Genomic DNA, 26,830 nt, shown 5'->3' on the forward strand with positions numbered 1-26,830 from the left:
AAACTACTTTTGCTACAATGAAAATTTTAGATAAATACATCTTAAAAACATTTCTAGTTCCTTTTGTAGCTACATTTCTTATTGTTTTATTTGTCTTAGTAATGCAAGTTCTATGGCAAGTTTTCGAAAATATAGCTGGTAAAGGAATTAGTTTACCTTTTATTTTAAAGTTTTTATACTATACCACTTTAGGTATTGTGCCACAAGCTCTACCCATTGGAGTTTTATTATCCTCTATAATGGCTTTGGGTAGTTTAGGAGAAAATTACGAGTTTGCTGCTGCAAAATCCGCAGGAATTTCTTTACAAAGATTGGTTAGACCATTAATTATTTTAACCATAATTTTAAGTGGTATAAATTTCTTATTTCTTAACAATATTTTTCCTTACGCAACTCTAAAACAGCGTAACTTATATTATAATATAAAGAAGAAAAAACCGGCTTTAGCATTAGTTCCAGGAAGTTTTAATAGCGATTTACCTGGCTATCAAATTAAATTTGACGAAAAATATGGTGAAGAACAAAATTTACTGAAAAAAGTTCTTATTTACCAATTAAGTAATACGTATGGAAATCAAAAAGTAATTACTGCAGAAAGAGGTAAAATTATCTCGGAAGAAGGCAGTCGTTACATGACATTTATTTTATATGATGGTAATTATTACGAAGACTATACAAAATCTGCAAGAACTCCCAGTAAAAGATTAAGTATGCCAGCATCGCAAGCTACTTTTAAAGAATACGAGTTTAATATAGATATTTCTTCTGTTGTTGGAGATGGACAATTAGATGAAGAAAAATTTAAAACAAGCTATAATATGAGAACGTTAAATCAATTAAATGATACGATTCCTGTATTAAAAACAACCTATGATGATATGCTTTTATCAAGAGCAAAAACCATTTTTAATATTTCAACAGCAAAAGAACTATACTCTTATAACGACTCCTTAAAACCCAAAATAGAAAATCAAGAAGATATCTTAGAAAATTTCGATTTAAAAAACAAAATTACAATTCTAAACACTTCCATTTCTAAAATGAATAGTGCATTTACAAATGTTAAAAATAATTCAGATTCCATAAAATACAAACGTAAAAGTCTAAATTTTTACGACTCGGAATTTTATGGTAGAATCGCACTCTCTTTTTCTTGTTTAATCTTATTTTTTATTGGAGCACCATTAGGATCTATCATTAGAAAAGGTGGTTTTGGATTGCCAATGATTTTAGCAATCGCTATTTATGTAATTTACTTTTTTGGAAATACCTTGGGTAAAAACTTAGCAGAAGAAAGTTCTGTTTCCTCTCTTCTAGGTTCTTGGATTTCCACAACTGTAATGTTACCACTAGGTATTTTCCTAACAAGAAGAGCAACAAAAGATAAAGGAATTTTTAATGTTGATGCAATTCTTACACCGATTAAAAATTTCTTTAAAAAATTCAAGTCTAAAAAAGACATTAATATATGACCACTCAAACCACCTCAAAAAACACACAATTAAATACTATTTCTGAAGCTATTGAAGATATTAGAAATGGAAAAGTTATAATCGTTGTAGATGATGAAAACAGAGAAAATGAAGGAGATTTTCTTGCAGCTGCAGAAAAAGTAACACCAGAGATGATTAATTTTATGGCAACTCATGGTCGTGGATTAATTTGTGCTCCATTAACAGAAAAACGCTGTAAAGAATTAGATTTAGGGATGATGGTTTACAACAACACAGACCCAATGGAAACTGCATTTACAGTTTCTGTAGATTTACGTGGAAAAGGAGTTACCACAGGAATTTCTGCTTCAGACAGAGCTTTAACTATAAAAGCATTGATAGAAAAAGACACAAAACCTTTCGATTTAGCAAGACCTGGACATATTTTCCCTTTAAGAGCAAAAGATGGTGGTGTTTTAAGAAGAACAGGGCATACAGAAGCTGCGATTGACTTTGCACGTTTGGCTGGATTCCAACCTGCTGGAGTTATTGTAGAAATTATGAACGAAGATGGAACAATGGCACGTTTGCCTGAGCTTTTAAAAGTCGCTAAAAAGTTCGATATTAAAATAGTTTCTATCGAAGATTTGGTTGCATATAGAATGGAGCACGATTCTTTAATTGAGAAAAAAGAAGATTTCGATATTAAAACTCGTTTTGGAGAATTTAGATTAAGAGCATACCAACAAACAACGAACAACCAAGTTCATATTGCACTTACAAAAGGTTCTTGGTCTAAAGACGAAGGAATTTTAACGAGAGTAAATTCAACATTGGTTAACAACGATATTTTAGGAACTCTTACTAACGATGCAGATAAGAAATTAGACCAAATGTTTCAGGTTATTAATCAGGAAGGAAAAGGTGCTATTATATTTGTAAATCAGCAAAATCAATCGCAAAACTTATTAAGCAGATTACAAATTCTAAAAGAAAACCAAGCGAATAACGAGTTAAAAGCACCAGCCATTAAAATGGATAATAAAGATTTTGGTATTGGAGCTCAAATTTTACACGACATACATATTAGCAAGCTAAAATTAATTACCAATTCTCAACAAACAAAAAGAGTAGGAATGATTGGTTATGGTTTGGAAATTGTAGATTATGTTGAGTATTAATATTTTTCAGTACTCTGTTGGCAGTATTCAGTCAGCAGTAAAAAATTATAAAAAACTTTGCGTCTTTGCGACTTTGCGTTAAATAAGATTTTGTGAGAAGAAAATCTAAACAACAACTTCTACTCCACTTTCTAACTCAACAGGTTTTTTATTTTGAATAAATAATCTTGCTGTGTATTTTCCTTGAAGTGTAATTTTCTCATTTTCTACAGAAAGCCAGCTTCCTTCACGCAAACCTAAAACAGGAGTTTCATTAAAAACATGAAACTCTTTTATTCTGGTTTCACGTGTTTCTCCCATGTGTTTTAATCCTTCAATTGGGTCTAAATAATGCGCATTTATGTTAAAAGGAATGCATTCCAAAGTTTTAAAACTTGGTGGATATACGATTGGCATATCATTCGTATTCATCATTGTAATTCCACAAATATTACTTCCTGCACTTGTACCCAAATAGAGCGTTCCATTATTTATAACTTGTTTTAAATCATTTAAAACATCATTTTTATAAATCTTATTTACGAGTTCAAATGTATTTCCTCCACCAGTAAAAATTGCTTCCGCATTTAAAATAGCTTTACTCGCATTTTCGTATTCGTGAATTCCTTTTACATTAATATTTATTTTATTGAAAGCTTTTTGGGCGATTGTTGTGTAAGCATCATAAGAAATTCCTCCTGGTCTTGCATAAGGAATAAAAAGTAATGTTTTTACTTCTTTAAAAAAAGTTGATAAGGTTGGTAATAAATACTCTAAATATCCACTTCCATGAATCGTAGATGTGCTAGCAATAATCATTTTCTTCATGCATCAAAAATAAGGAAAATACTTTTCAAATTTATTTCAGTTTTTTTTTAACACAAGTTTACAAGTCTGTTAGGACATTTTTAAGAACAATCGCACTTTTCTTTGTAATCATGCAAAAACAACTGTTGTTCTTTTTATTAATCATAATTTCTAAGACCATTCTTAGTCAAAATAAAGACTTATTAATTATTGGTAAAGTAGTTTTAGATAGTGTGCCAATTTCTGATGTTCATGTAATAAACCTAAAAAGTTCTAATGGAACCATTACAAATGAAATTGGTTTATTTGAAATTCCTGTAAAAGTTGGAGATAGCTTGTCTTTTTCTCATTTGAACTTTAATAAAAGGTATTTATTAATTACAGAAAAGAATATTTCTGAAGAGAATTTAGTAATAAAACTAACAGAAAAAACTGTAGAATTAAAGGAGATAACTCTACAAAAGGCAAGAAGTATTTTTTATGTAGATAAAGACATTATGCAATACAGTGTTCATGTAGACGCAAAATCTTTAAACCTTCCTTATGCAAATACAAAAAAACAGAAAGACAATAGCATTGTTTCCTTTAAATCTGGTGGAGTTCTTAGTGTAGATAATTTAATTAATAGTTTAAATGGTAATAATAAAAGAGCCAAACTTTTAAAAAAAATGACAGCTGAAGACGAACAACTTTCTAAAATTAGAAAGTCTTTAACTGACGATTTTTTTGTTACAGATTTAAAAATACGAAAAGAAAACATCAATCTTTTTCTAAATTATTGTCTAGAAAAAAATATATTATTCATTTATAAAAAGAGAAATAAAATTCAATTTATTCAATTTTTAATCAACCAAAGTAAAATTTATCCCCAAAAATTAAAACCAGAAGAAAATATTCTATCGAAAAATTAATTTTTTTATTATGTGTAAAATATTTCGAAAAACAAAATATGAAAAGAACTTTACCCATCCTTTTTATAATCATTTCTTTTAACTGTTTTTCTCAACAAAATAAAACGTTATTCTATGGGAAAATTTTAGATTCTTCGAATGTTGTAAAAAACGCACATATTATCAACTTAAAAACTAAAAGAGGTACTTTTTCTAATGAAACTGGTACTTTTAAAATTTTAACATCAGAAAATGATAGCTTACAAATTTCTTCGATAGGTTTTAAAACCAAAATAATAAAAGTGGAAAAGTTCCATTTTCGAGAAAAAATAAACTTTATTTCTCTTGAAAAAGAAATCTATAGTTTAAAAGAATTCACTTTAAAACGTCATAATTTATCAGGATTTTTATCTACAGACTTAAAAAATGTTCCAAAAGATAAAAAAGCAGCTTTGGTGCAAAAACTAGTTTCTGAAATTAAAAAAATCGATTATAATGCTATTTCTAAAATGCCGTTAAAATTAGACGAAATCCATTTATCTAAACCTACAGTCGTAAGATTACCCAATTATTTTGAAGGTTTTGGTCCACGTTTTGGAGGTGGAAGTATAAAAAAAGATCCTCTGAAAAAAGAATTAGAAGAAAATAAAAAAATACCAGATAAAATTTTAAAAGAATTTGGCGACTATTTTTTCTTTGAAGAATTAAAAATACCAAAAGATTCTTATTATCATTTTATAACCTATTGCTCTTATAAAAACATTTTCGAACTATATAAAGAGAAAGAAATCATAAAAATTATTGCAATTTTAAAAGAAGAAAGTGTGCCTTATTTAAAATTGCTAAAAAAAGAATGAAATTAAAAATTATTTTAACAGCAATTTATCAGGGAAATTTATAAATTTAATAATTCAAATACCGAAATTTGTAATATACCAAACTATAATAAATGCTTAAAAAATTACTTTTTACATCGCTATTTTGTTTTTTCACTATTATTTCTTTTTCTCAACAAAGAAGATTTATTGTTAATGGTAAAGTTACGGACTCTTTAAGTACAGTAAGAAATGCCAATGTTATAAATTTAAAAACGAACCAAGGTACTTTTACTTCAGATGATGGTGAGTTCAGAATTTTTGTAAAGGAAGGTGATTCTCTAAGAGTTTCTTCTGTACAACACATCACAAAAGTTGTAATTGTAAATGAGGAAAATATCGATCAAAAAAAAATTAACATCCGAGTAAAATTTAATACGGTTGTTTTAGATGAATTCGAATTGAAAAGACACAATTTATCTGGTAGGTTAGGTATCGATTCTAAGAGTGTTCCAACAAATAAAAGAGATTCTCTTTTAAGAGAAACCATGGATTTTTCTAAGGTAGATATGCGAGTTGTAGAAGATTCAGATCATATAGATAAAAATGTAAAACCACCTTTAAATGACACAGACCCAACCATGAAATTTGCGGGAGTTGGTGCTAAAGCTGTTATTCCATTTAAATATTCGGAAAGACTTTGGGCTTTAAGAAAAGAATTGGCTATTAAAAAAGAATTTCCATATAAAATCATGTCGGAATTAGGTGAAAAATTCTTTTTCGATAAATTAAAAATTCCTGTTGAAAACTATTTTCATTTTTTAGAATATTGCAATCCTTTAGGTGTGGAAAAACTATATAAAAATGGAAAAACATTAGATGTTATTAAAATTTTTCAAAGAGAAAGTAAATCGTATTTAAAAATAATAAATAAAGAATAATTTGGCTCGATAGTTGTCTTTAATAGAATTATGAAATTTAAAAAAACACTACTACTTTTAGTATTTATTCCACTTCTCTCCTTCTCTGCTCACAAATATTACTTGAGTTTAACTCAAATAAAATATAAAAGTGAAGCAAAGTCACTACAAATTATTATCAATGTTTTTATGGATGATATAGAAACTGCTTTAAATAAAGATTATAAAATCGATTTACAACTTACTACCAAAAAAGAGCTTAAAAATAACGATGTTTATTTCGAAAAATATTTAAAAGATAAACTTGAATTTAAAGTTGATAATAAAATTCAAAAATTTAATTATATTGGAAAAGAATACGAAGGCGATTTGGTTTTCTTTTACTTAGAAATCGAAAATATTACAGAGGTTTCTAAAATTGAAGTTTCCAATAAAATATTAATCAATCATTTTCCAGAACAACAAAACTTGGTAAAATCTAAAGTTGGTAATAAAAACAAAAGTGTTTTATTATCAAAAGAAGAAACATTAGCAATTTTAAACTATTAATCTATTTACTAACTATAATTAAAACACTTTTTATGAAAAAATTAGGTCTTCTAATACTTTCGTGTCTTTTTATTTCAAGTATTTCTTTCGCACAAGAAAGTCCTACCAAACAAGGGCACAATAACCAGAATAAATTTCGACAATTACAAGAATTATTGCCCACTCCAAATTTACAAAGAACAGCTTCTGGTGCACCTGGTATTAAATATACCCAGCAAAAAGTAGATTATGATATGGATATTGTGTTAGATGACGAAAACACTAGAATTTACGGAAATGAAACTATAACTTATCACAATAATTCAGATGACAGCTTAGAATATTTATGGGTACAATTAGACCAGAATATGAGAGCCTCTGATTCTAAAACTCCAGATATTCAGTCTAGTAAAATTCCAGGTAAAACGTCCAAAACAAGATTCAATAAAGCTTATTTAGATGATCCTTTCGATGGTGGTTTTAAACTAGAAAGTGTTACAAATATGAATGGTAGTAATTTATCGCACACAATAAACCAAACAATGATGCGTATAAATTTAAATGAGCCACTAGCTTCTGGTGAAAAATTTCAATTTAAAATAAAATGGTGGTATAACATTAACAACCACAGAACACAAGGTGGAAGATCTGGTTATGAACACTTTACAGAAAATGGAAATAACAACTATGTAATCGCACAATTTTACCCAAGAATGTGTGTGTATGATAATGTAGAAGGTTGGCAAAATGACCAATTTTGGGGAAGAAGTGAGTTTGCTTTAGAGTTTGGCGATTTTAACGTAAATATTACAACTCCAGAAGACCATATGTTAGGTGCAACAGGTGTATTACAAAATCCAAAAGAGGTGTTTTCTAAAACAGAATTAAAAAGAATAGAAGAAGCTAGAAAATCTTTTGATAATCCTGTAATTATTAGAACTCAAGAAGAAGCAGAAAAAATTGAAAAAAGTCGTTCAAAAAAGACGAAAACTTGGAAATTTTATGCAGAAAACGTAAGAGATTATGCATTTGCAAGTTCTAGAAAATTCATTTTTGATGCAATGGCTGTAGATATTAATGGTAAAACTGTAATGGCTGAATCTTTATACTCTAAGGAAGCAAATCCTTTATATGGAGATCATTCTACAAGAGCAGTTGCACAAACTCTAAAAACATATTCTAACTTTACTTTTGATTATCCTTATCACAAAGCAATTTCTGTAGATGGACAAATGGGTATGGAATATCCACAAATTTGTTTCAATCCTGGAAGACCAGATTTACCTGATGGAGGTTATTCAGACAGAGTAAAATATAGAATGATAAAAGTTACTATCCACGAAGTTGGACACAACTTTTTCCCAATGATTGTAAATTCAGACGAGAGACAATGGACTTGGATGGACGAAGGTTTAAACTCTTTTATGGAAATGTTAGCAGAAAAAGATTACGACGAAAACTTTCCAATAGTAAGAGGTTACCCAAAAAACATTGTAGGTTATATGAGTGGAGATCAATCTAGAATTGCGCCAATTATGTCTAAAGGAGATAATGTATATAGTTTTGGTAACAATGCTTATGGTAAACCAGCAACAGGTTTATGGATGTTACGTGAAACAATTATGGGTAAAGAATTATTCGACCATGCTTTTAAAACATATTCGAAACGTTGGAAATTTAAACACCCAACTCCAGCAGACTTCTTTAGAACAATGGAAGATGCTTCTGGTGTAGACTTAGATTGGTTTTGGAGAGGTTGGTTTTACACAACAGATGTAACAGATATTGGTATCGCTGAAGTAAGAAAATTTTATGCAGAAGATGAAAATAATGAAACCATTAATTTTGTAGAAGATAAAAGCAAAGGTTTAAAGATTAGCAAACCAAAAAATGCAAAATCTAAATATTTTTATGAAGTTACATTTAATAAACCAGGAGGTTTAGTTATGCCAATTATTGTAGAATATACTTATGAAGATGGCTCAACTGAGAAAAAAATGTATCCAGCAGAAATTTGGAGATATAATGATGAAATGGTTACAAAAGCAATCCATTCAAATAAACAGTTAACTAAAATTGTAGTAGACCCAGATTTAGAAACTGCAGATGTAGATTTATCTAATAACAGTTTCCCAAAACAACAAAAAGATAAGTTTGAAAAATTTAAAAGTAAGCTTAAAAATTAAGTTTCTTTCAAAATAAATTTAAAAGCAATGCAATTTAGCATTGCTTTTTTATTGATAAAGATTTGTTAAATTTTTAACATTTACCAATAAATTGTTGATATATCCTTAATTTAGACCCCATTTAAAAAACAAACTTACCAATATGAAAAAACTATCATTATTAGTATTTTCTCTTTTCTTTATTAGTTTTACTGCGATTGCACAAGAAACTAAAAAGGACGAGAAGAAGACTCAACAAGGGCACACAGACCAAAACAAATTCAGACAGATGAAAGATGTTATGGCAACCCCAAATGACCAACATGCTGCGTCTGGAGCTCCAGGACACCAATACACACAGCAGAAAGTAGATTATAAAATGGACATTCGTTTAGACGAAAGTGCAAATAAAATCTATGGAGATGAGAACATTACTTATCACAATAACTCTAAAGATGCTTTAGAATATTTATGGGTTCAATTAGACCAAAATATGAGAGCAGACGATTCTAAAACTCCATTAGCTAAATCTACAGGAGCTTCTGCATTTATTACTCCAGACAATTTCAAGAATACATATATGGATTCTAAGAAAGGTTTTGGTTATAATATAGAACTTGTAGAATCGGATGGAAGACCATTATCTCATACCATTAACAGAACAATGATGAGAATTAACTTGTCTACACCATTACAATCTGGAGAAAAATTCAAATTCAGAATTAAATGGAATTATAAAATTAACGACATCAATAAAGATGGTGGACGTTCTGGATTAGAAACTTTTCCTGATGGAAATAACAACTACACAATTGCACAGTTTTTCCCAAGATTAGCTGTTTATAATAATGTAGAAGGATGGCAAAATATGCAATTCTGGGGACGAAGTGAATTCGCTTTAGAATTTGGAGATTACGAAGTAAATTTAACTGTTCCTGCAGATCATATTGTAGAAGCTACAGGTTCTTTACAAAACGAAAAAGAAGTTTTATCTAGAGAGCAAAGAAAACGTTTCGAAAGAGCAAGAAAATCATTCGACAATCCTGTAATAATCGTTACACAAGCTGAAGCTGAAAAAAACGAAAAAGGAAGAGCTACCAAAACAAAAACATGGAAATTTAAAGCTAATAATGTTAGGGATTATGCTTTTGCAACTTCAAGAAAATATATTTGGGATGCAATGGCTGTAAATATTAATGGAAAAACTGTTATGGCTACTTCTTTATATCCTAAAGAAGGAAATCCTTTATGGGAAGAGCATTCTACAAGAGCAATTGCAACCACATTAATCGAATATTCTAAATTAACTTTCGATTATCCTTATCCAAAAGCAGTTTCTGTACATTCAGAAAGACAAGGAATGGAATATCCAATGATTTGTTTCAACTTTGGAAGACCAAATCCAGATGGAACATATTCAGATAGAACTAAAAAAGGAATGATTGGTGTAATTGTGCACGAGGTTGGACATAACTTCTTTCCAATGATTGTAAATTCTGATGAAAGACAATGGACTTGGATGGACGAAGGTTTAAACTCTTTCGTAGAAATTTTAGCAGAAGATGTATATGATGCAGAATTATTTGCTTCAAACCCAGCTAAAGATATTACACGATATATGGGTGGAGATCAATCTAACATCTCTCCTATTATGTCTCAAGGAGATTACGTTAAACAATTCGGACCAAATGCATACTCTAAACCAGCAGCTGGTTTATATATGTTAAGAAAAACAATTATGGGACCAGAATTATTTGATTATGCATTTAGAACATATTCTCAAAGATGGATGTTTAAACACCCAACTCCAGAAGATTTCTTTAGAACAATGCAAGATGCTTCTGGTATGGATTTAGATTGGTTCTTTAGAGGATGGTTCTATACTACAGATGTTACTGACATTGGAATTAGTAAAGTAAAACCTTTGTATTTAACTGATAAACCAGGAGAAAGAATTAAAAATATTATTGCTTCAAATCCAAGAGCAAAAGCATATTTCGATGGATTAGGAGATTTAGTATATATTACTGATAAAAAAGAAGATGCAAAACCAGATGCAATGAATAAATATGTAGATGGTAAAGCTGTACCTTCTTATATATATTCAGTAGAATTCGAAAAGCCAGGAGGTTTAGTAATGCCAATTATTGTTGAATTAACGTATGCAGATGGTAGTACAAAAAGAGAAACTTTCCCAGCTCAAATATGGATGAGAGATGACACGAAAGTAACAAGAGTCTTTGCTTCTACACAAGAAATTACAAGTATTGTTGTAGATCCAGATTTCGAAACTGCAGATGTAGATACTTCAAACAACAACTGGCCTAAAAAAGAAGGTGATAAGTTTGATAAAGTAAAAGAAAAAATGAAGAATTAAAATTTCTCATTAAAATAGTAAAAGCCTCCTTTTGAAATATCAAAAGGAGGCTTTTTTATGTAAACTTGAAAATAAATTAACCTGAATAAGTAACAAAATTACGTGGCGTTTCATACAACGTAATTTCTAACTCTAAATCTTTTGGTATTAACCTTCTTAGTTTATTATAAATAACAACAGAGATATTCTCTGCAGTTGGGTTTAAATCTTTAAACTCAGGTACTTCTACATTTAAATTTTTATGATCAAAAGCATCTTCAATTTCCGACTTTATATAATCTTTTAAAATACCCAAATCAAAAACATAACCCGTTTTTTTATCAATTTCTCCAGTTAAAGAAACGATTAATTCGTAGTTATGGCCGTGAAAATTAGGGTTGCTACATTTATTAAAGATTTTAAAGTTTTTCTCATCACTCCAATCTTTTCTATACAATCTATGTGCAGCATTAAAATGTGCTTTTCTATGAACAGTAACTCTAGGCATTTGTAAGTTTTTCGTAAGATTTATCAAAAATTATTTTAAACCACTCTGTGTAAATTTCAGGATTATCTTCCATATCTTTTTTTACAGCATCTAAGGTCATCCATTTATAATCTTCAACTTCCTCTTTATTAATATTTGGAGCATCTTCAAACTTACCAACCATTACATGGTCTAATTCGTGTTCTGTTAATCCATTATCGAAAGGAGCTTTATAAATAAAAGAAAACACTTCTTTTAAACCTGTTGTAAAACCCATTTCTTCTTGCAATCTTCTTCTACCTGCTTCTAAATTACTTTCTCCATCTCTTTGGTGCGAACAACAAGTATTTGTCCACAACAAAGGCGAATGATATTTAGTTGCTGCTCTTTGTTGCAACATTAACTCCCCTTTTTCATTAAAAACAAATACAGAAAACGCTCTATGCAATAATGCTTTTTCATGCGCTTCAATTTTCTCCATCAAACCAATTGGTTGATCGTTTGTATCTACTAAAATTACTTGTTCTTTCATATCTTACAAAAATAAGGAATGATGTTTCAATAATCCACAAAAATTAAATAAAACCAATCAAATTTTTCTATTCTTTTATTTTGATGATTTATCTTTGAAAGCTCAAAAGCGATATTTTTATGAAAATTTTTATCAAACTTTTTTTAGTCATTTTTTTGCTTTCCTTTTATCAATGTAAAAGCGAAAAAAAAATAGACGAAAAAACGGATGAAACTTCAATAACTAAGAAAAAAATAAAAAAAGTTTTAGAAAAAAAAGTCGAAAAACGTTGGGACAGCCTAAACAAAGATAATGTAGAAGCTTTTTTTACAGAATATGGGAAATTAAACAAAGAAAACAAAGTAATTATAAAAACCAAATTCGGCAATATTAAACTAAGGTTGTATAACGATGTTCCAATCCATAGAGCCAATTTTATTTTTCTAACTAAATTAAAATATTTTAATACAACCGAAATTTACAGAGTCGCAAAAAACTTTGTTATTCAAGGAGGAAATTCCGATGAAACATATACACTAAAACAAAGACGGTTATATGGAAACTATCGTATAAAACCAGAATTTAAAAATCATAGAAAACATAAATACGGTGCATTAGCAGCTGCAAGAGATTGGGAAGACAATCCGAATAAATTATCCAATCCTTTCGAGTTTTATATGGTACATAATAGAAATGGAGCACATCATTTAAATAAGGAACATACCGTTTTTGGTGAAGTAATTTCTGGTTTCGATACTATGGATAAAATTTCTAAAGTTAAAGTTGGGGTTGATGAGTGGCCAGAAGAAGATATTAAAATGACGATTGAGATTTTGGAGTGATTATTTTTTGAAGCAGATTTCACAGATTTTCACAAATTAGTTTGAGGAATTTGTGAAATTTATTTCTTTTTCTAAATACATGACAAAAATTAGTTGTTACGAAATAAAAAGTTCAATATCAGTACATTACCTTTAAATATTTTGGTAGACCTCACAGGTTTTTAAAACCTGTGAGGTCTTTACAGAGAGATTATAACGTGTTTTTATTTGATAAAAAGTATTTTTTGTCATGTACTAAAATATTTTTTTATTTAAAATTTGAATAAAAACTCTGTGAAACTCGGTCTTTACTCTGCGAATCTCTGCGTAATAATCTGTGAAATCCTTGAAATCTGTGTCTTAATCTTTTCTATAAAATCGTCCTTCTTATCCTACCAATTTCATTATAAAAATTATAGAATAAAGCCTATCTTTGCACCTCAAAATTTGTAGATGAGTTTTTTAAAAGAAATAGCACGTAGAAGAACATTTGGTATCATTTCGCATCCAGATGCAGGGAAAACTACACTAACAGAAAAATTATTACTTTTTGGAGGCGCAATTCAAGAAGCTGGAGCAGTAAAAAACAATAAAATAAAAAAAGGAGCCACTTCCGATTTTATGGAAATTGAGCGTCAGCGTGGAATTTCTGTAGCAACTTCTGTATTAGCTTTCATTTACAAAGACAAGAAAATAAACATTTTAGATACTCCTGGGCATAAAGATTTTGCAGAAGATACTTTTAGAACTCTAACAGCTGTAGATAGCGTTATTGTGGTTATTGATGTTGCAAAAGGTGTGGAGCCACAAACCGAAAAGTTAGTAGAAGTTTGTAGAATGCGAAGCATACCAATGTTGGTTTTTATCAATAAATTAGATAGAGAAGGTAAAGATGCCTTCGATTTATTAGATGAAGTTGAACAAAAACTAGGTTTGCGAGTAACCCCTATGAGTTTTCCTATTGGAATGGGTTATGATTTTAAAGGAATCTATAATATTTGGGAGAAAAAATTAAACTTATTTGCTGGAGATAAAAAGCAAACCGTTTCAGAAGGTGTTGAATTCGATGATCTTTCAAATCCAGAATTGGATAAAGCAGTTGGCAAAAAAGCAGCAGATACTTTACGAGAAGAAGTAGAATTGATAGATGAAGTATATCCTCCATTCAATCAAGAAGAATATTTAAAAGGAGAATTACAACCTGTATTTTTTGGATCTGCATTAAATAATTTCGGGGTTAAAGAATTATTGGACGCATTTATACAAATTGCTCCTTCTCCACAACCAAAGAAAGCAGAAGAGCGTTTGGTAGATTCTAAAGAGCAAAAAATGACTGGTTTCGTGTTTAAAATCCATGCAAATATGGACCCTAAACATAGAGACAGATTGGCATTTATAAAAGTAGTTTCTGGAGTTTTTAAAAGAAACTCTCCATATTTACATGTTAGAAATGGTAAAAAAGTAAAATTTTCGAGTCCGAATGCGTTTTTTGCTGAGAAAAAAGAAATTGTAGATGAGTCTTTTCCTGGAGATATTGTAGGAATTCACGATACAGGAAATTTTAAAATCGGAGATACTTTAACAGAAGGCGAAGAGTTGAATTTTAGAGGAATTCCAAGTTTTTCTCCAGAACATTTTCGTTATGTGAACAATGCAGATCCAATGAAATCTAAACAATTGTACAAAGGTTTAGATCAATTAATGGATGAAGGTGTTGCACAATTGTTCATTTTAGAAATGAATGGACGAAGAGTCGTTGGTACTGTTGGAGCACTTCAATTTGAGGTAATTCAATATCGATTAGAACACGAATATGGTGCAAAATGTACGTATGAAAATTTAAGCGTACACAAAGCTTGTTGGGTAGAACCAACAGACCCAAAAAACGAAGAATTTAAAGATTTTAAGCGAGTAAAACAACGTTATTTAGCCAAAGATAAAGAAGGACAATTAGTCTTTTTAGCAGATTCTGCTTTTACGATGCAAATGACGCAAAGTAAATACCCAAGTGTAAAGTTGCATACTACAAGTGAATTCAAAAAATAAACCCGATGAAAAAAGTAATTCTATTAATTATAACAATCATTAGTTTTCAAGCTTTTTCTCAAACTAATGGGTCTTTTTCTTCACTAAAAGTAAAAGAACTAAATAATAAAATAAGACTAAACTATATTTTAATAGAACAGCCAACTGACCAAGTAAGTTATGGTCTAGAACCCAAAATGGGTTTTTTCGGTTTAAACTATTTAATTCCCTTAAACGATTGGTTGTATACAGGAGCCGGATTTCATGGAGCGTTAACAGGAGATCAGGGAGGTTTATTTACTCTAGGTGTAACTTTAGGAGTAAACACACCAATTTATAAAAACTTATATTTTGATGCAAATGTCCATTTTGGAGGAGGAGGAGGATATCGTTCTTTAGTTAATGGTGGTGGAATCATTTACCCAAACATAGGATTACAATACAAAAAAAACGATTTTTCTTTTGGTGTACAATATGGTTATATGAATTTCTTTACAGGAATACAGAAAGACAGTAATATTTCTTTCTTTGTAGAAATTCCAACAACCTTAAGAGTTGCTTCTTACGAAGATGCTAATAAATCCTTTACTGTTAGCAATAATAGTAAACCCGCTGTAAAAAGTGTACAACAAATTACATTCGATTACTTTTTTCCTAGAGGAAACTCCAGAACAGATGCAAGCACTACACCAATATACAAGCCAATTGACCATACTTTATCTGTTTTAGGTTTTGAATATCAACGATACTTAACTCCCACAACTTTTATTTATGCACATGTAGATGCAATGTATAGTGGTTTAACTGCAGGTTTTATGGATGTGTTTTTTGGAGCAGGAAAAAACCTAAAATTAACAAATAGAATTAATCTTTTTGGGAAACTCGGTATTGGAGCTGCAGGTGGAAGAATTTTTCCAGAAGGTGGTTTAACTGTGTATCCTAATGTTGGTGCAGATATAAGAATTACAGATAGATTTGGTTTAAGTGGACATGCAGGATATCATAAATCTATTAAAGGAATTGCTAGTTTTGAAGCATATACTGCAGGTTTTAGTATAAAATATTATGGATTAAGTGGTGGAACAAAAGATCCTTTTACAGGCGAGGCTGTTACAGAAATTAACACACAAGGTTTACGAATAAATGTAGAGAATCAAACGTATTTCGATGTTGCCAAATTCGGAATTCCTGCGAGCGATTTACAGTTAATTGCTTTAAAAGTACAATATGATTTAAATAAAAGATTTTACATAGCTGGTGAAGCTTCTTTCGCCTATGAAGGAAAATCTGGTGGTTATGCTCATGGAATCTTTGGATTGGGTATTAAAAGTAATAAATTTTTAAATGATAAAGTTTCTTTATTTGCTGAAGCAGCAGCAGGTGTTGCTGGTGGAGGAAGAGTAGATTCTGGTGAAGGAGTTCTTATTAGACCAACTGCAGGAATTAATTATCATGTAAATAATGATCTATCTTTTCATGCTTCAGGCGGACAAATGTGGTCTCCTTTTGGAAATGTAAACTCATCAAACATAAACATTGGATTAACATATGGTTTCTCAATTTTAAATGCAAAAAAATAAATATTTCTGAATTTATTTCAGAATATAAATAAATGTCAGTTCGAGCGCAGTCGAGAACTATTATAAATGACCTCTCGACTGCGCTCGAGAAAACAAAAACGATTAAAATTAAGTATTATGAATAACGGAATTTACGCAAAATTCACTACATCAAAAGGTGATATTTTAGTACAATTAGAACACGAAAAAACTCCGGGAACAGTTGGTAACTTTGTTGCTTTAAGTGAAGGGAATTTAGAAAATGAAGTAAAAGATCAAGGAACTCCTTACTATAATGGATTAAAATTCCATAGAGTAATTCCAGATTTCATGATTCAAGGTGGTTGCCCACAAGGAACTGGAACAGGAAATCCAGGTTATAAATTCGATGATGAATTTCATCCAGATTTAAAACACGATGCTCCAGGAAAATTAGCAATGGCAAATTCTGGACCTGCAACAAATGGTTCTCAGTTTTACATTACCCACGTTCCTACTCCATGGTTAGATAACAAACATACTGTTTTTGGTTCTGTTATTGAAGGCCAAGATGTTGTAGATGCAGTTGCACAAGGAGATGAATTATCTGCAGTAGAAATCATTAGAGTTGGTGCAGATGCAGAAGCATTTAATGCTGTAGAAGCTTTTAGAACTTTTGAAGGTTCAAGAGAAAAAAGAGAGGCAGAAGCAAAAGCAAAACAAAAAGAATTGTTAGATTCTGTGGCTGCTGGTTACGATGAAACTAAAAGCGGATTGCGTTACCAAATTTTACAAAAAGGAACAGGAAAACAAGCAACCAAAGGCGCTGGAGTTTCTGTACATTATAAAGGTCAATTATTAGACGGAACTGTTTTCGATTCTTCATATAAGAGAAAACAACCAATCGATTTTAATGTTGGTGTTGGTCAAGTAATTTCTGGTTGGGACGAAGGAATTCAGTTATTACAAGTGGGAGACAAAGCTCGTTTTGTAATTCCATCTCATTTGGCTTACGGTTCTGCTGGAGCTGGAGGAGTAATTCCACCAGACGCAACACTTATTTTTGATGTTGAATTAATGGACGTAAAGTAAAATAACTTCAAATTGTAAAACAACCTCATAGTTTCCATAAATTATGAGGTTTTTTTATTCTTAAAAAATTAAAGATGAAAAAATCGGAATTAAAAGAATTTTTAGACGAAAAAGTTATTTTATATAACAATCCTAAGTTTATTGAATCAGACCCAATTCAAATTCCACATCGTTTTTCTTTAAAAGAAGACATTGAAATTGCTGGTTTTTTAACCGCAATTATTTCTTGGGGAAATAGAACCATGATTATTAGAAATGCTTCTAAAATGATGGAATTATTAGACAATTCTCCTCACGATTTTATCATCAATCATCAAAAAAAGGATTTAGAAAATTTGAATGATTTTGTGCACAGAACTTTTAATTATATAGATTTTAAGCAATTTATAATATCATTAAAACATATTTATTCAAATTATGGTGGCTTAGAAGAAGTACTTTCTATAAAAGACAATTCGAAAACTTACCAAACTGCTATTCATAATTTTAAACAACTTTTTTTTGAAGTTGAACATCAACAAAGAACTCAAAAACACATTTCAGATCCTCTTAAAAATTCTGCAGCAAAACGAATTAACATGTTTTTACGATGGATGGTTAGAAATGATAAAGCAGGTGTAGATTTCGGAATTTGGAAAACCCACAATTCTGCAAGTTTATCTTGCCCTTTAGACGTACATTCTGGAAACGTAGCTCGAAAGTTAAAATTACTTCCAAGAAAACAAAACGATTGGAAAGCAGTTGCAGAATTAGATAAAAACTTAAGAAAATTAGACGCTAAAGATCCTGTAAAATATGATTTTGCCCTTTTTGGATTGGGAGTTTTCGAAAAGTTTTAATTAGAAGTTAACAACTGTTTTCAAATTCCTTTTTTTGTAATAAATTAGACTTTCCAAATTTCTAGATTATGAAAAAAGCACTTACAATTGTCATTCTTTTTATAAGCCTATCTTTCTGGGCACAAGATTCTAGAATCCCTCTAGATACTATGGTTGTAACTACCAATTCTGTTGTAATTAAAGGAAAAACGATTCCATATAAAGCAACCACTGGAATGCAACCAGTTTGGAACGATAATGGAGAAATAATTGCCTCTCTTTATTATACATATTACAAAAGAACAGACATAAAAAACACAGCGAAAAGACCCATTGTAATGTCTTTTAATGGTGGACCTGGCTCTGCTTCTGTTTGGATGCACATTGCATACACTGGCCCAAAAGTTTTAAATATAGACAATGAAGGTTTTCCAGTACAACCTTATGGAGTTAAAGACAACCCAAATTCTATTTTAGATGTTGCAGATATTGTGTATGTAAATCCAGTAAACACTGGATATTCCAGACCAGTTGTTGCAAAAGATAAAAAATTAGACAAATCTTTATTTTTTGGAATAAATGCAGATGTTACATATTTAGCAGGTTGGTTAAATACATTTATAACAAGAAATAATCGTTGGGAATCTCCAAAATATATCATTGGAGAAAGCTATGGAGGAACTCGTGTAATGGGTTTAGCAGACGAATTACAAAACAAACAATGGATGTATTTGAATGGTGTTATAATGGTTTCTCCAGCAGATTACAAGGTGTTAAGAACACAAAGCTCTGTTGATTATGCACTAAACTTACCTTATTTTACAGCCGCTGCTTGGTATCATAAAATGTTACCACCAGAACTACAGCAAAAAGATTTATTAGAAATACTGCCAGAATCAGAAAATTTTGCGATTAATTCTTTGCTTCCTGCCCTCGCAAAAGGTGGTTTTATTTCCAAAAATGAAAAAAACAGCATCGCAAAAGAGTTTTCTAAATATTCTGGTTTAAGTGAAAAAGTAATATTACAAAACAATTTAGAAGTATCTCCAAGTTTTTTTTGGAAAGATTTATTAAGAAACAAAACAGGACAAACCATTGGACGATTAGATTCTAGATATTTAGGCTTAGATAGGCGTGAAAGTGGAATTAAACCAGATTTTAACTCGGAACTTACTTCTTGGCTACATTCTTTTACACCCGCTATTAATTATTACATTCGAGAAGAATTAAATTTTAAAACAGATATTAAATACAATGTTTTTGGCCCTGTTTCTCCTTGGGATAATAGAAACAATAATGTTAGAGAAGGTTTGCGAAAAGCGATGGCACAAAATCCGTATTTAAAAGTTTTAATACAATCTGGTTATTATGATGGTGCAACCACTTATTTTAGCGCAAAATATACCATGTGGAAAACAGATCCTAGTGGAAAAATGAAAGATCGTTTCTTTTTTAAAGGATACAGAAGTGGACATATGATGTATTTAAGAAGCGAAGATTTACAAAAAGCAAATGACGATTTAAGAGATTTTATTAGTAATAGTTTGTCTAATGGAAAATCTGCAAAATATTAAATAAATGCAATTTAAAAACCCTGAAATTTTATACTTTTTTGCACTACTAATTATCCCGATTTTAGTACATCTTTTTCAACTGCAAAAGTTTGTAAAGATCCCTTTTACCAATGTTGCTTTTTTACAAAAACTACAACAACAAACACGTAAGAGTTCTCGTATAAAAAAATGGTTAATTTTAGCAACTAGACTATTATTATTTTCTGCGATACTTTTAGCTTTTTCTCAACCTTATTTTAGTGATAAAAATATAGATAAAAAACAACACACTTTTATTTATTTAGATAATTCTTTAAGTACAAACACAAAAGGAGAAAAAGGAAATTTATTAAAAATTGCTTCACAAGAAATTATAGAGAGTTCTAACGAAAAAGATGTATATTCGTTGCAGACAAATACCAATTTCTATAAAGACATTTCTAAAAATGAATTGAAAAATTTATTACTAAAAGTAGAAAACACATCAAAAAAAATAGATTTATCGACAGTTTTTCTAAAAATAGACCAGCAAAACAAAAGTAACACCAACACTTTACATAAAAACATTTTAATTTCTGATTTTCAAGATACTTATAAAAATAAGTTTACAAATGTAACACCCTCTTTTTCGGCTATAAAATTAGAATCTTCACTAAAAAGCAACCTTTCTATTGATAGTGTTTTTGTTGGCAATGCAAACACAACCAATTTTACAGTAAATGCAATTATAAAAAATCAAGGAGAAGAAAAAAACAACACTCCTATTTCCATTTTCAATAACGAGAATTTAGTAAGCAAGCAATCTTTTTCAATTGATAAAGATGCTTCGAAGACGATTCAGTTTACGATACAGAATCAAGATACATTTTTAGGAAAAATACAATTAATTTTTAGCGATACTTTTCAATTTGATAACACGTATTTTTTCAGTATAAATAAACGTAAAAAAGCGAGTGTTCTGGCGATTGGAAATGAAGCAGATTTCTTGTCTAAAATTTATACAGAAGATGAGTTTAATTTCTCGAACTCTACCATCCAAAATGTAAATTATAATGCCATCCCAAAACAGCAATTAATCATCTTAAATAGTTTAGAAAATATTCCGGAAATTTTAGCACAAAGTCTATTTGATTTTTCTAAAAACGGAGGAAGTTTGGTAATTATTCCAAATGAAAAATCGGAGGTAAATTCTTACAATTCATTTTTTAATAAAATGCAGATTGGGCAATTTCAAAATAAAATAATCGATACTTTAAAAATTACTTCTATAAATTACAACCACCCTTTGTTTAAAAATGTTTTTTCTAAAAAGGTAAATAATTTTCAATATCCATCTGTTTATAGCCTCTACCCTATTTCTTCAAAAAATAACAATACTATTATTTCGTTCGAAAATAATACTCCTTTTATAAGCGAATTAAAAAATAACATTTATTATGTTTCTAGTTCATTAGCAAAAACGAATAGTAACTTTTTAAATTCACCTTTAATTGTACCTGTATTTTATAATTTCGGACAATTAAGTTTTCAATTCCCACAATTATCTTACAGAGTTGATACAGAAAATAAAATAGGAATTGAAACCCAATTAGGAAAAGACGAAATTTTAACGATTGCAAACAACCAAAATTCGTTTATTCCATTACAACAGACTTTTCAGAATAATGTAGTAATAACAACGAAAGAGCAACCTTTAGAAGCTGGAATTCATGCAATCTTAAAACAAAAAGACACCTTACAAAACATTGCTTTTAATTTCCCTAAAGAAGAAAGTTCTTTACAATATTTAGACTTAAATACACTTGCAGAAAACAATAAAAACATAGAGATATCTTCTTCTATTCCAGCAACTTTTGATGCTTTGAACAAAAAAAATGAAGTTCAATGGCTTTGGAAATGGTTTTTAGCGTTGGCAATTGTATCTTTGTTATTAGAAATTTTGATTTTAAAATTCTATAAACCATGATTACGCTTCTAAAATCGGCTAAAATTATAGATGCCTCTAGCCCATTTCATCAACAAACTAAAGATATTTTAATTAGTGATGGAATTATTAAAAAAATAGCTAATTCCATTCCAAACAAAAAAGAGTATCAACTTGTAAAAAAAGAAAACTTACATGTTTCTTGTGGTTGGTTCGATACAAGTGTTTCTTTTGGAGAACCGGGTTACGAAGAAAGAGAAACAATTAAAAAAGGATTGCAAGTTGCTGCAAAAAGTGGTTTTACTGCAGTTGCTGTGAATGCAAATTCCAATCCTGTAATAGACAATAAATCTGCAGTAGAATTTTTAATAAACAAAGCAAACGGATTTGCCACAAAATTATACCCAATTCCTTCTTTAACACAAGGTAGCAAAGGAATTGAAATGGCAGAATTATACGATATGCAACAATCTGGAGCGATTGCTTTTGGAGATTACAAAAAACCAATTGAGAACGATAATTTAATGAAAGTTTCACTTTTATACGCTCAGAATTTTGATGGTTTAATTCTTAGTTTCCCAAAAAATAATGCAATTGCTGGTGCAGGAATCGCACACGAAGGTATTAATAGCACCAAATTAGGCTTAAAAGGAAGTCCTGCTTTAGCAGAACACATTCAAATTGCCAGAGATTTATTTTTATTAGAATATACTGGAGGAAAATTACACATACCAACAATTTCTTCAGCAAAGTCAGTAGAATTAATCAAGGACGCAAAAAAGAAAGGTTTGCAAGTTACTTGTAGTGTTACTTCTCATCATTTGGTTTTAACAGATAATGAGTTGCATGAATTTGATAGTAATTTTAAAACAAACCCGCCTTTAAGAACAAATTCCGATACAAAAGCATTGCAGAAAGGTGTGAATTCTGGCGTAATCGACATAATTACTTCTGATCATAATCCTATGGATATCGAACATAAAAAAGTGGAGTTTAGCGAAGCAAAAGACGGAGTAATAGGTTTAGAAACAGCATTTGGAGCTGTTAATTCAGTTTTAGAATTGGAAAAATTTATTGAAAAAATCACTTCAAATCCAAGAAGAATTTTTGGTATAGAAACTACTTCAATCTCCGAAGGAAAAACAGCAGATATTTCTCTTTTTAATCCGGATGAAAAATACACATTCACGAAAGGATATATTTTATCGACTTCTAAAAACAGCCCTTTTATTAATAAAAAACTAATTGGAAAAGTTTATGGAGTTTTCGCAAACAATCAATTGATTTTAAATTCTTAAAAATATGGAAAATACAACTGCAAAAGACGGAAAAGTAATTGCAATTATAAGTTACATTACTATTATTGGAACATTAATCGCTTATATATTAAATAAAGATAAAAAGAATTATTTTGCCAGTTTTCATATTCGTCAAGCTTTAGGAATTGGTATTTTATATTTGATTAATCAATGGATAATTTACGCATATATGGGTAGAACTGCAGGTTGGGCTGTAGGAATTTTTATTTTTGTCTTGTGGGTTATTGCTTTAATTGGTGTTATTCAAGACGAAGAAAAAAAAGTTCCTGTTTTGGGTGATCATTTTCAAGAATGGTTTAAAAATATATAAATAGATTTTATTTAGAATGAGCGATTTACATTATTTAGTAAGAGAACCTAAAAAAGCATCTGAAAACCCGCCTTTGTTAATTCTACTACATGGCTATGGAAGTAACGAACAAGATTTATTTTCTTTTGCAGAAGAATTACCAGAAGATTTATTAATTATAAGCGCTCAAGCACCACTTTCTATGGGATTTGGAGGCTATGCTTGGTACACTATTAATTTTGATGATGTGAATGGAAAATTCTCGGATTTAAAAGAGGCAAAAGAATCTATCGATAAAATTGCTATTTTTATTGATGAAATAAAAACAAAGTACAACACGAATCCTAATAAAACGTTTCTTTTAGGTTTTAGTCAAGGCGCTATTTTAAGCTATTCTTTAAGCTTTTTCTACCCAAACAAGGTAAATTATGTAATTGCTTTAAGTGGTTACGTAAATACAAAATTATTACCCCAAAATATGCCAACCAATTTAAAAACGGAATATTACAGTTCTCATGGTTCTGTAGACCAAGTTTTACCAGTAGATTGGGCAAGAAACACCAAACCTTTTTTAGATAAATTAGGTGTTGAAAATGTATATTCGGAATATAATGTTGGTCATGGAGTTGCTCCACAAAACTTTTATAGTTTTAAGAGTTGGGTTGAGAAACAATTATAGGTTTTTGATTTTTGACAATATTTACAATTATTTTTTAATAATCGATTAAACATTCATTAGACTTCTCTTCAGTTTTAAAGATAGTTAAACTAACCAAAAAAACTTATTTTCTAAGTTAATTTTCAGCTTAACTCCTACTTTCTTTTAAACTATCTTTGCATAAAAATATTTTACATGCAGTTTTCTGAAATTCCACTTGATAAATCCATCTTAAAAGCAGTTGCTGAAGAGCGTTTTCAAACACCAACTTTAGTACAACAACAAACCATTCCTTTAGTTTTAAACAAAAAGAATGTTATTGTTTCTGCAAATACAGGAACAGGAAAAACTGCGGCTTTTGCGTTGCCAATTATTCATTTATTGTTGAATAATGAAAAAGATGATAAAAAGAAGAAGAAAATAAAATCTTTAATTGTTACTCCAACTCGAGAATTGGCGATTCAGATTTTCGAGAATTTTAATAGTTTTAGTAAATATACAGATCTTAAAACTACTGCAGTTTATGGAGGTGTTTCTTTAGAACCTCAAAAAGAGATTTTAGGGGAAGGTGTAGATATTTTAATTGCAACGCCTGGAAGGTTAATTGACTTGCAAATGCAAGGAAATATTGATTTAAGTGCTATTGAAATTTTCGTTTTAGATGAAGCCGATTTAATGTTAGACATGGGTTTCATTAAAGACATCAAGAAAATAGAAGCTTTATGTCCAAGAAACAAACAAACGTTACTTTTCTCTGCTACAATTCCAGATTCAATAACACAATTAGCCAATAAAGTTCTTAAAAACCCAGTAAAAGTTGAAATAAATCCAGAGGAAACAACTGCCAAAAATATTGGCCAGCTTTTGTATTATCTTCCTAAAAAGAACAAGACAGATTTGTGTTTGCTTTTATTAAGAACTACCATAAATGGAAGAATCATAATATTTAGACGCACAAAAAATGGAGTTGATAAATTAGAGCAAACTTTACTTAAAAACGGTTATAAAGCTGCAAGTATTCATGGGGATAAAACGCAAGCAATTAGAAACAAAGCCATTGAAGATTTCAAAGATAAAAAAGCCCATATTTTAATTGCGACAGATGTTGCTGCACGTGGAATTGACATTACAAATGTAGATGCCATTATTAATTTTGATATTCCTAATGTTCCAGAAACCTATATTCACAGAATTGGTAGAACTGGTAGAGCAGGAAAATCTGGAATTGCATTTTCTTTCTGTTCTCCAGACGAAAATGGATATATTAAGTTAATTGAAACTTTAATTGAAAAGCCTATTAAAATAATTACAGAACATCCTTATGTAATTAATAAGCCAAAACATACCAAAAAACAACCTAATACCATTAGCAAAAATAAAAAAGGCAGAAAATCTGAAGCTTCTAAAAAGAAGAAAAAACGTTGGTATTAAGTTCTTTATGTAATTTGATTTATTTCTAACAGTTTTAAAAATATAACTTAGCTATATTATAATTCATTAAAACGACATTAAAATTGTTTTATGTTAGCATTAATTTATGAAAAAATATTTACCAATAATTATAGTTTTATTTTTTTTGACCATAAAATCTTGTACAAGTCAAAAATTTAAACAGAATATAGAAATTGATAAATCGTTAAATTCATTTAATAGGAAAGTAGATTCTATTGTTGCTAACAAAATGAATACTTATAACATTCCTGGTCTTTCTATTGGCATTATAGTAAATGATTCGATAGTATATACTAAAGGTTATGGAATAAAAAATATAAACACCAAACACATAGTTAATAGTAATTCAAATTTTCATACAGCATCTATTAGCAAATTATTTACAGCTCAAGCAATAATAATACTCGTTCAGAAAAACAAGATAAGTCTTAACAATAAGCTGGTAGAAATTATTCCAGAATTAAAATATAAAGATGAAAGAGTAAAAAATATAACTATAAAATCTCTGCTTAACCATACTTCTGGTTTGACAGACGTGAATAACTATCATTGGAAAAACAATAATAAATCTGATAATAGTTTGAGTGATTATATTTTAGGACTTAATTTAAAATTACGATCTGAGCCACATAAAGAATACAACTACAGTAATTTAGGGTATAATATTTTGGGTTACGTTATCGAAAAGTTATCAGAAACAAACTTTGACGAATTTATTAAAGAAAATATTCTAATCCCTAGTCAAATGTCAAGTAGTGATTTCAGATATTTTAAAATAGCTGATTCATTAAAAACATCACCACATTCTAAAAGATTTATTACAAAAAGAATTTATAAAAGCAAAACGTATCCTTATACAAGAGAACAAGCGCCAAGTAGTACATTAAACTCATCATCAAATGACTTGAGTAAATGGATGATTTCATTTTTAAAACCGATAGATAGTCTGAATTTAAAAAATAGTTTTCAGCAAATGCTAGAACCAAGTTTCAGTTCATACCCTTATATTGGTTTAGGTTTTCAATTAAATAATTTATTTAATAAACAAACAATTGGTCATTTTGGAGGAGACAAAGGCTATAAAAGTTATTTAATAATGGTTCCAAAAGAAAAAATTGGATTGGTACTTTTAGCAAATTGTGATTATGATGAAGATTTTAGACAAGAAATTTTACATCCAATATTAAAAATAATGCTAAAAAATAAAAAACTACAAATTAATTAATAACTAAAACTACTGTTATAGACTCATTTACGAAGCTGTTAATC

Annotated in this window: 23 protein-coding genes; 20 read left to right on the top strand and 3 right to left on the bottom strand. The window is 29.6% G+C overall.

Annotated elements, in window-relative coordinates; translation table 11 throughout:
- Positions 1 to 17: 17 nt before the first annotated feature.
- Together H9I45_RS04090 and ribB are read left to right on the top strand one after the other, a co-directional pair.
- Positions 18 to 1,472, top strand: a complete 1,455-nt coding sequence (locus tag H9I45_RS04090) for an LptF/LptG family permease (protein WP_088355164.1) — start codon at positions 18 to 20, stop codon at positions 1,470 to 1,472.
- Positions 1,469 to 2,614 (top strand): 3,4-dihydroxy-2-butanone-4-phosphate synthase, encoded by a 1,146-nt coding sequence (ribB, locus tag H9I45_RS04095; RefSeq protein WP_088355165.1) that lies wholly within the window; start codon positions 1,469 to 1,471, stop codon positions 2,612 to 2,614. The genes H9I45_RS04090 and ribB overlap by 4 nt, the downstream gene beginning before the upstream one ends.
- Before the next feature lie 105 nt (positions 2,615 to 2,719).
- Here the strand turns inward: ribB and pepE are convergent, their stop codons facing one another.
- On the bottom strand, positions 2,720 to 3,421 hold the full coding sequence (gene pepE, locus H9I45_RS04100) for a dipeptidase PepE (protein ID WP_088355166.1): 702 nt from the start codon (positions 3,419 to 3,421) through the stop codon (positions 2,720 to 2,722).
- Positions 3,422 to 3,531: 110 nt separating this feature from the next.
- Here pepE and H9I45_RS04105 point away from each other — a divergent pair, with 110 nt between their 5' ends.
- From H9I45_RS04105 to H9I45_RS04130, 6 genes are all read left to right on the top strand, one after another.
- A complete protein-coding gene (locus H9I45_RS04105) occupies positions 3,532 to 4,311 on the top strand; it encodes a BamP family beta-assembly machinery protein (protein WP_088355167.1) in 780 nt (259 codons plus the stop codon).
- Between the two features lie 38 nt (positions 4,312 to 4,349).
- The gene (locus H9I45_RS04110) at positions 4,350 to 5,147 is read left to right on the top strand and encodes a carboxypeptidase-like regulatory domain-containing protein (RefSeq protein ID WP_088355168.1); all 798 of its coding nucleotides are present in this window, start codon (positions 4,350 to 4,352) and stop codon (positions 5,145 to 5,147) included.
- A 92-nt stretch (positions 5,148 to 5,239) separates the two neighbouring features.
- A complete protein-coding gene (locus H9I45_RS04115; protein WP_088355169.1) occupies positions 5,240 to 6,046 on the top strand; it encodes a peptidase associated/transthyretin-like domain-containing protein in 807 nt (268 codons plus the stop codon).
- Between the two features lie 30 nt (positions 6,047 to 6,076).
- A complete protein-coding gene (locus H9I45_RS04120) occupies positions 6,077 to 6,574 on the top strand; it encodes a DUF6702 family protein (RefSeq protein ID WP_088355170.1) in 498 nt (165 codons plus the stop codon).
- Between the two features lie 32 nt (positions 6,575 to 6,606).
- The gene (locus tag H9I45_RS04125) at positions 6,607 to 8,739 is read left to right on the top strand and encodes a M1 family metallopeptidase (RefSeq protein WP_088355171.1); all 2,133 of its coding nucleotides are present in this window, start codon (positions 6,607 to 6,609) and stop codon (positions 8,737 to 8,739) included.
- A 142-nt stretch (positions 8,740 to 8,881) separates the two neighbouring features.
- Positions 8,882 to 11,095: a M1 family metallopeptidase gene (locus H9I45_RS04130; RefSeq protein WP_088355172.1), complete on the top strand. Its 2,214-nt coding sequence runs from the start codon at positions 8,882 to 8,884 to the stop codon at positions 11,093 to 11,095.
- 76 nt (positions 11,096 to 11,171) lie between these two features.
- Here H9I45_RS04130 and H9I45_RS04135 read toward each other — a convergent pair whose 3' ends face one another.
- Both H9I45_RS04135 and idi read right to left on the bottom strand, forming a co-directional pair.
- Complete coding sequence (locus H9I45_RS04135) at positions 11,172 to 11,582, bottom strand: 6-pyruvoyl trahydropterin synthase family protein (protein ID WP_088355173.1); 411 nt, start codon at positions 11,580 to 11,582, stop codon at positions 11,172 to 11,174.
- Positions 11,575 to 12,093, bottom strand: a complete 519-nt coding sequence (gene idi, locus H9I45_RS04140; protein ID WP_088355174.1) for an isopentenyl-diphosphate Delta-isomerase — start codon at positions 12,091 to 12,093, stop codon at positions 11,575 to 11,577. Before idi ends, H9I45_RS04135 begins: the two co-directional genes overlap by 8 nt.
- A 119-nt stretch (positions 12,094 to 12,212) precedes the next feature.
- On the opposite strand from idi, the gene H9I45_RS04145 reads away from it, so the two are divergent.
- The 12 genes from H9I45_RS04145 to H9I45_RS04200 all read left to right on the top strand — a co-directional run bounded on the left by H9I45_RS04145 (position 12,213) and on the right by H9I45_RS04200 (position 26,786).
- A complete protein-coding gene (locus H9I45_RS04145) occupies positions 12,213 to 12,914 on the top strand; it encodes a peptidylprolyl isomerase (RefSeq protein ID WP_088355175.1) in 702 nt (233 codons plus the stop codon).
- A 432-nt stretch (positions 12,915 to 13,346) separates the two neighbouring features.
- Positions 13,347 to 14,939, top strand: a complete 1,593-nt coding sequence (locus H9I45_RS04150) for a peptide chain release factor 3 (RefSeq protein ID WP_088355176.1) — start codon at positions 13,347 to 13,349, stop codon at positions 14,937 to 14,939.
- 5 nt (positions 14,940 to 14,944) lie between these two features.
- The gene (locus tag H9I45_RS04155; protein WP_088355177.1) at positions 14,945 to 16,498 is read left to right on the top strand and encodes a hypothetical protein; all 1,554 of its coding nucleotides are present in this window, start codon (positions 14,945 to 14,947) and stop codon (positions 16,496 to 16,498) included.
- A gap of 117 nt (positions 16,499 to 16,615) precedes the next feature.
- Positions 16,616 to 17,548: a peptidylprolyl isomerase gene (locus H9I45_RS04160; RefSeq protein WP_088355178.1), complete on the top strand. Its 933-nt coding sequence runs from the start codon at positions 16,616 to 16,618 to the stop codon at positions 17,546 to 17,548.
- Between the two features lie 74 nt (positions 17,549 to 17,622).
- Positions 17,623 to 18,387: a TIGR02757 family protein gene (locus tag H9I45_RS04165; protein ID WP_088355179.1), complete on the top strand. Its 765-nt coding sequence runs from the start codon at positions 17,623 to 17,625 to the stop codon at positions 18,385 to 18,387.
- A gap of 68 nt (positions 18,388 to 18,455) precedes the next feature.
- Positions 18,456 to 19,940 carry a S10 family peptidase gene (locus H9I45_RS04170; RefSeq protein WP_088355180.1) on the top strand — a complete coding sequence of 495 codons (1,485 nt, stop codon included), beginning with the start codon at positions 18,456 to 18,458 and terminating at the stop codon, positions 19,938 to 19,940.
- A 4-nt stretch (positions 19,941 to 19,944) separates the two neighbouring features.
- A complete protein-coding gene (locus H9I45_RS04175) occupies positions 19,945 to 21,885 on the top strand; it encodes a BatA domain-containing protein (protein ID WP_088355181.1) in 1,941 nt (646 codons plus the stop codon).
- Positions 21,882 to 23,141 carry a dihydroorotase gene (locus H9I45_RS04180; protein ID WP_088355182.1) on the top strand — a complete coding sequence of 420 codons (1,260 nt, stop codon included), beginning with the start codon at positions 21,882 to 21,884 and terminating at the stop codon, positions 23,139 to 23,141. Before H9I45_RS04175 ends, H9I45_RS04180 begins: the two co-directional genes overlap by 4 nt.
- 4 nt (positions 23,142 to 23,145) lie before the next feature.
- Positions 23,146 to 23,472, top strand: a complete 327-nt coding sequence (locus H9I45_RS04185; RefSeq protein ID WP_088355183.1) for a magnetosome magnetite crystal formation protein family — start codon at positions 23,146 to 23,148, stop codon at positions 23,470 to 23,472.
- A gap of 16 nt (positions 23,473 to 23,488) precedes the next feature.
- The gene (locus H9I45_RS04190) at positions 23,489 to 24,130 is read left to right on the top strand and encodes an alpha/beta hydrolase (protein ID WP_088355184.1); all 642 of its coding nucleotides are present in this window, start codon (positions 23,489 to 23,491) and stop codon (positions 24,128 to 24,130) included.
- A gap of 174 nt (positions 24,131 to 24,304) precedes the next feature.
- Entirely contained in the window at positions 24,305 to 25,540 is a 1,236-nt protein-coding gene (locus H9I45_RS04195) for a DEAD/DEAH box helicase (RefSeq protein WP_088355185.1), read from the top strand.
- Positions 25,541 to 25,646: 106 nt separating this feature from the next.
- The gene (locus H9I45_RS04200) at positions 25,647 to 26,786 is read left to right on the top strand and encodes a serine hydrolase domain-containing protein (protein ID WP_088355186.1); all 1,140 of its coding nucleotides are present in this window, start codon (positions 25,647 to 25,649) and stop codon (positions 26,784 to 26,786) included.
- The last annotated feature ends 44 nt before the right edge of the window (positions 26,787 to 26,830 follow it).

It is taken from the genome of Polaribacter haliotis (assembly GCF_014784055.1).
GTDB lineage: Bacteria > Bacteroidota > Bacteroidia > Flavobacteriales > Flavobacteriaceae > Polaribacter > Polaribacter haliotis.

Coding starts and splice junctions, on each gene's coding strand:
- H9I45_RS04090 (WP_088355164.1), top strand. CDS start 18: ATGAAAATTTTAGATAAATACATCTTAAAAACATTTCTAGTTCCTTTT.
- ribB (WP_088355165.1), top strand. CDS start 1,469: ATGACCACTCAAACCACCTCAAAAAACACACAATTAAATACTATTTCT.
- pepE (WP_088355166.1), bottom strand. CDS start 3,421: ATGAAGAAAATGATTATTGCTAGCACATCTACGATTCATGGAAGTGGA.
- H9I45_RS04105 (WP_088355167.1), top strand. CDS start 3,532: ATGCAAAAACAACTGTTGTTCTTTTTATTAATCATAATTTCTAAGACC.
- H9I45_RS04110 (WP_088355168.1), top strand. CDS start 4,350: ATGAAAAGAACTTTACCCATCCTTTTTATAATCATTTCTTTTAACTGT.
- H9I45_RS04115 (WP_088355169.1), top strand. CDS start 5,240: ATGCTTAAAAAATTACTTTTTACATCGCTATTTTGTTTTTTCACTATT.
- H9I45_RS04120 (WP_088355170.1), top strand. CDS start 6,077: ATGAAATTTAAAAAAACACTACTACTTTTAGTATTTATTCCACTTCTC.
- H9I45_RS04125 (WP_088355171.1), top strand. CDS start 6,607: ATGAAAAAATTAGGTCTTCTAATACTTTCGTGTCTTTTTATTTCAAGT.
- H9I45_RS04130 (WP_088355172.1), top strand. CDS start 8,882: ATGAAAAAACTATCATTATTAGTATTTTCTCTTTTCTTTATTAGTTTT.
- H9I45_RS04135 (WP_088355173.1), bottom strand. CDS start 11,582: ATGCCTAGAGTTACTGTTCATAGAAAAGCACATTTTAATGCTGCACAT.
- idi (WP_088355174.1), bottom strand. CDS start 12,093: ATGAAAGAACAAGTAATTTTAGTAGATACAAACGATCAACCAATTGGT.
- H9I45_RS04145 (WP_088355175.1), top strand. CDS start 12,213: ATGAAAATTTTTATCAAACTTTTTTTAGTCATTTTTTTGCTTTCCTTT.
- H9I45_RS04150 (WP_088355176.1), top strand. CDS start 13,347: ATGAGTTTTTTAAAAGAAATAGCACGTAGAAGAACATTTGGTATCATT.
- H9I45_RS04155 (WP_088355177.1), top strand. CDS start 14,945: ATGAAAAAAGTAATTCTATTAATTATAACAATCATTAGTTTTCAAGCT.
- H9I45_RS04160 (WP_088355178.1), top strand. CDS start 16,616: ATGAATAACGGAATTTACGCAAAATTCACTACATCAAAAGGTGATATT.
- H9I45_RS04165 (WP_088355179.1), top strand. CDS start 17,623: ATGAAAAAATCGGAATTAAAAGAATTTTTAGACGAAAAAGTTATTTTA.
- H9I45_RS04170 (WP_088355180.1), top strand. CDS start 18,456: ATGAAAAAAGCACTTACAATTGTCATTCTTTTTATAAGCCTATCTTTC.
- H9I45_RS04175 (WP_088355181.1), top strand. CDS start 19,945: ATGCAATTTAAAAACCCTGAAATTTTATACTTTTTTGCACTACTAATT.
- H9I45_RS04180 (WP_088355182.1), top strand. CDS start 21,882: ATGATTACGCTTCTAAAATCGGCTAAAATTATAGATGCCTCTAGCCCA.
- H9I45_RS04185 (WP_088355183.1), top strand. CDS start 23,146: ATGGAAAATACAACTGCAAAAGACGGAAAAGTAATTGCAATTATAAGT.
- H9I45_RS04190 (WP_088355184.1), top strand. CDS start 23,489: ATGAGCGATTTACATTATTTAGTAAGAGAACCTAAAAAAGCATCTGAA.
- H9I45_RS04195 (WP_088355185.1), top strand. CDS start 24,305: ATGCAGTTTTCTGAAATTCCACTTGATAAATCCATCTTAAAAGCAGTT.
- H9I45_RS04200 (WP_088355186.1), top strand. CDS start 25,647: ATGAAAAAATATTTACCAATAATTATAGTTTTATTTTTTTTGACCATA.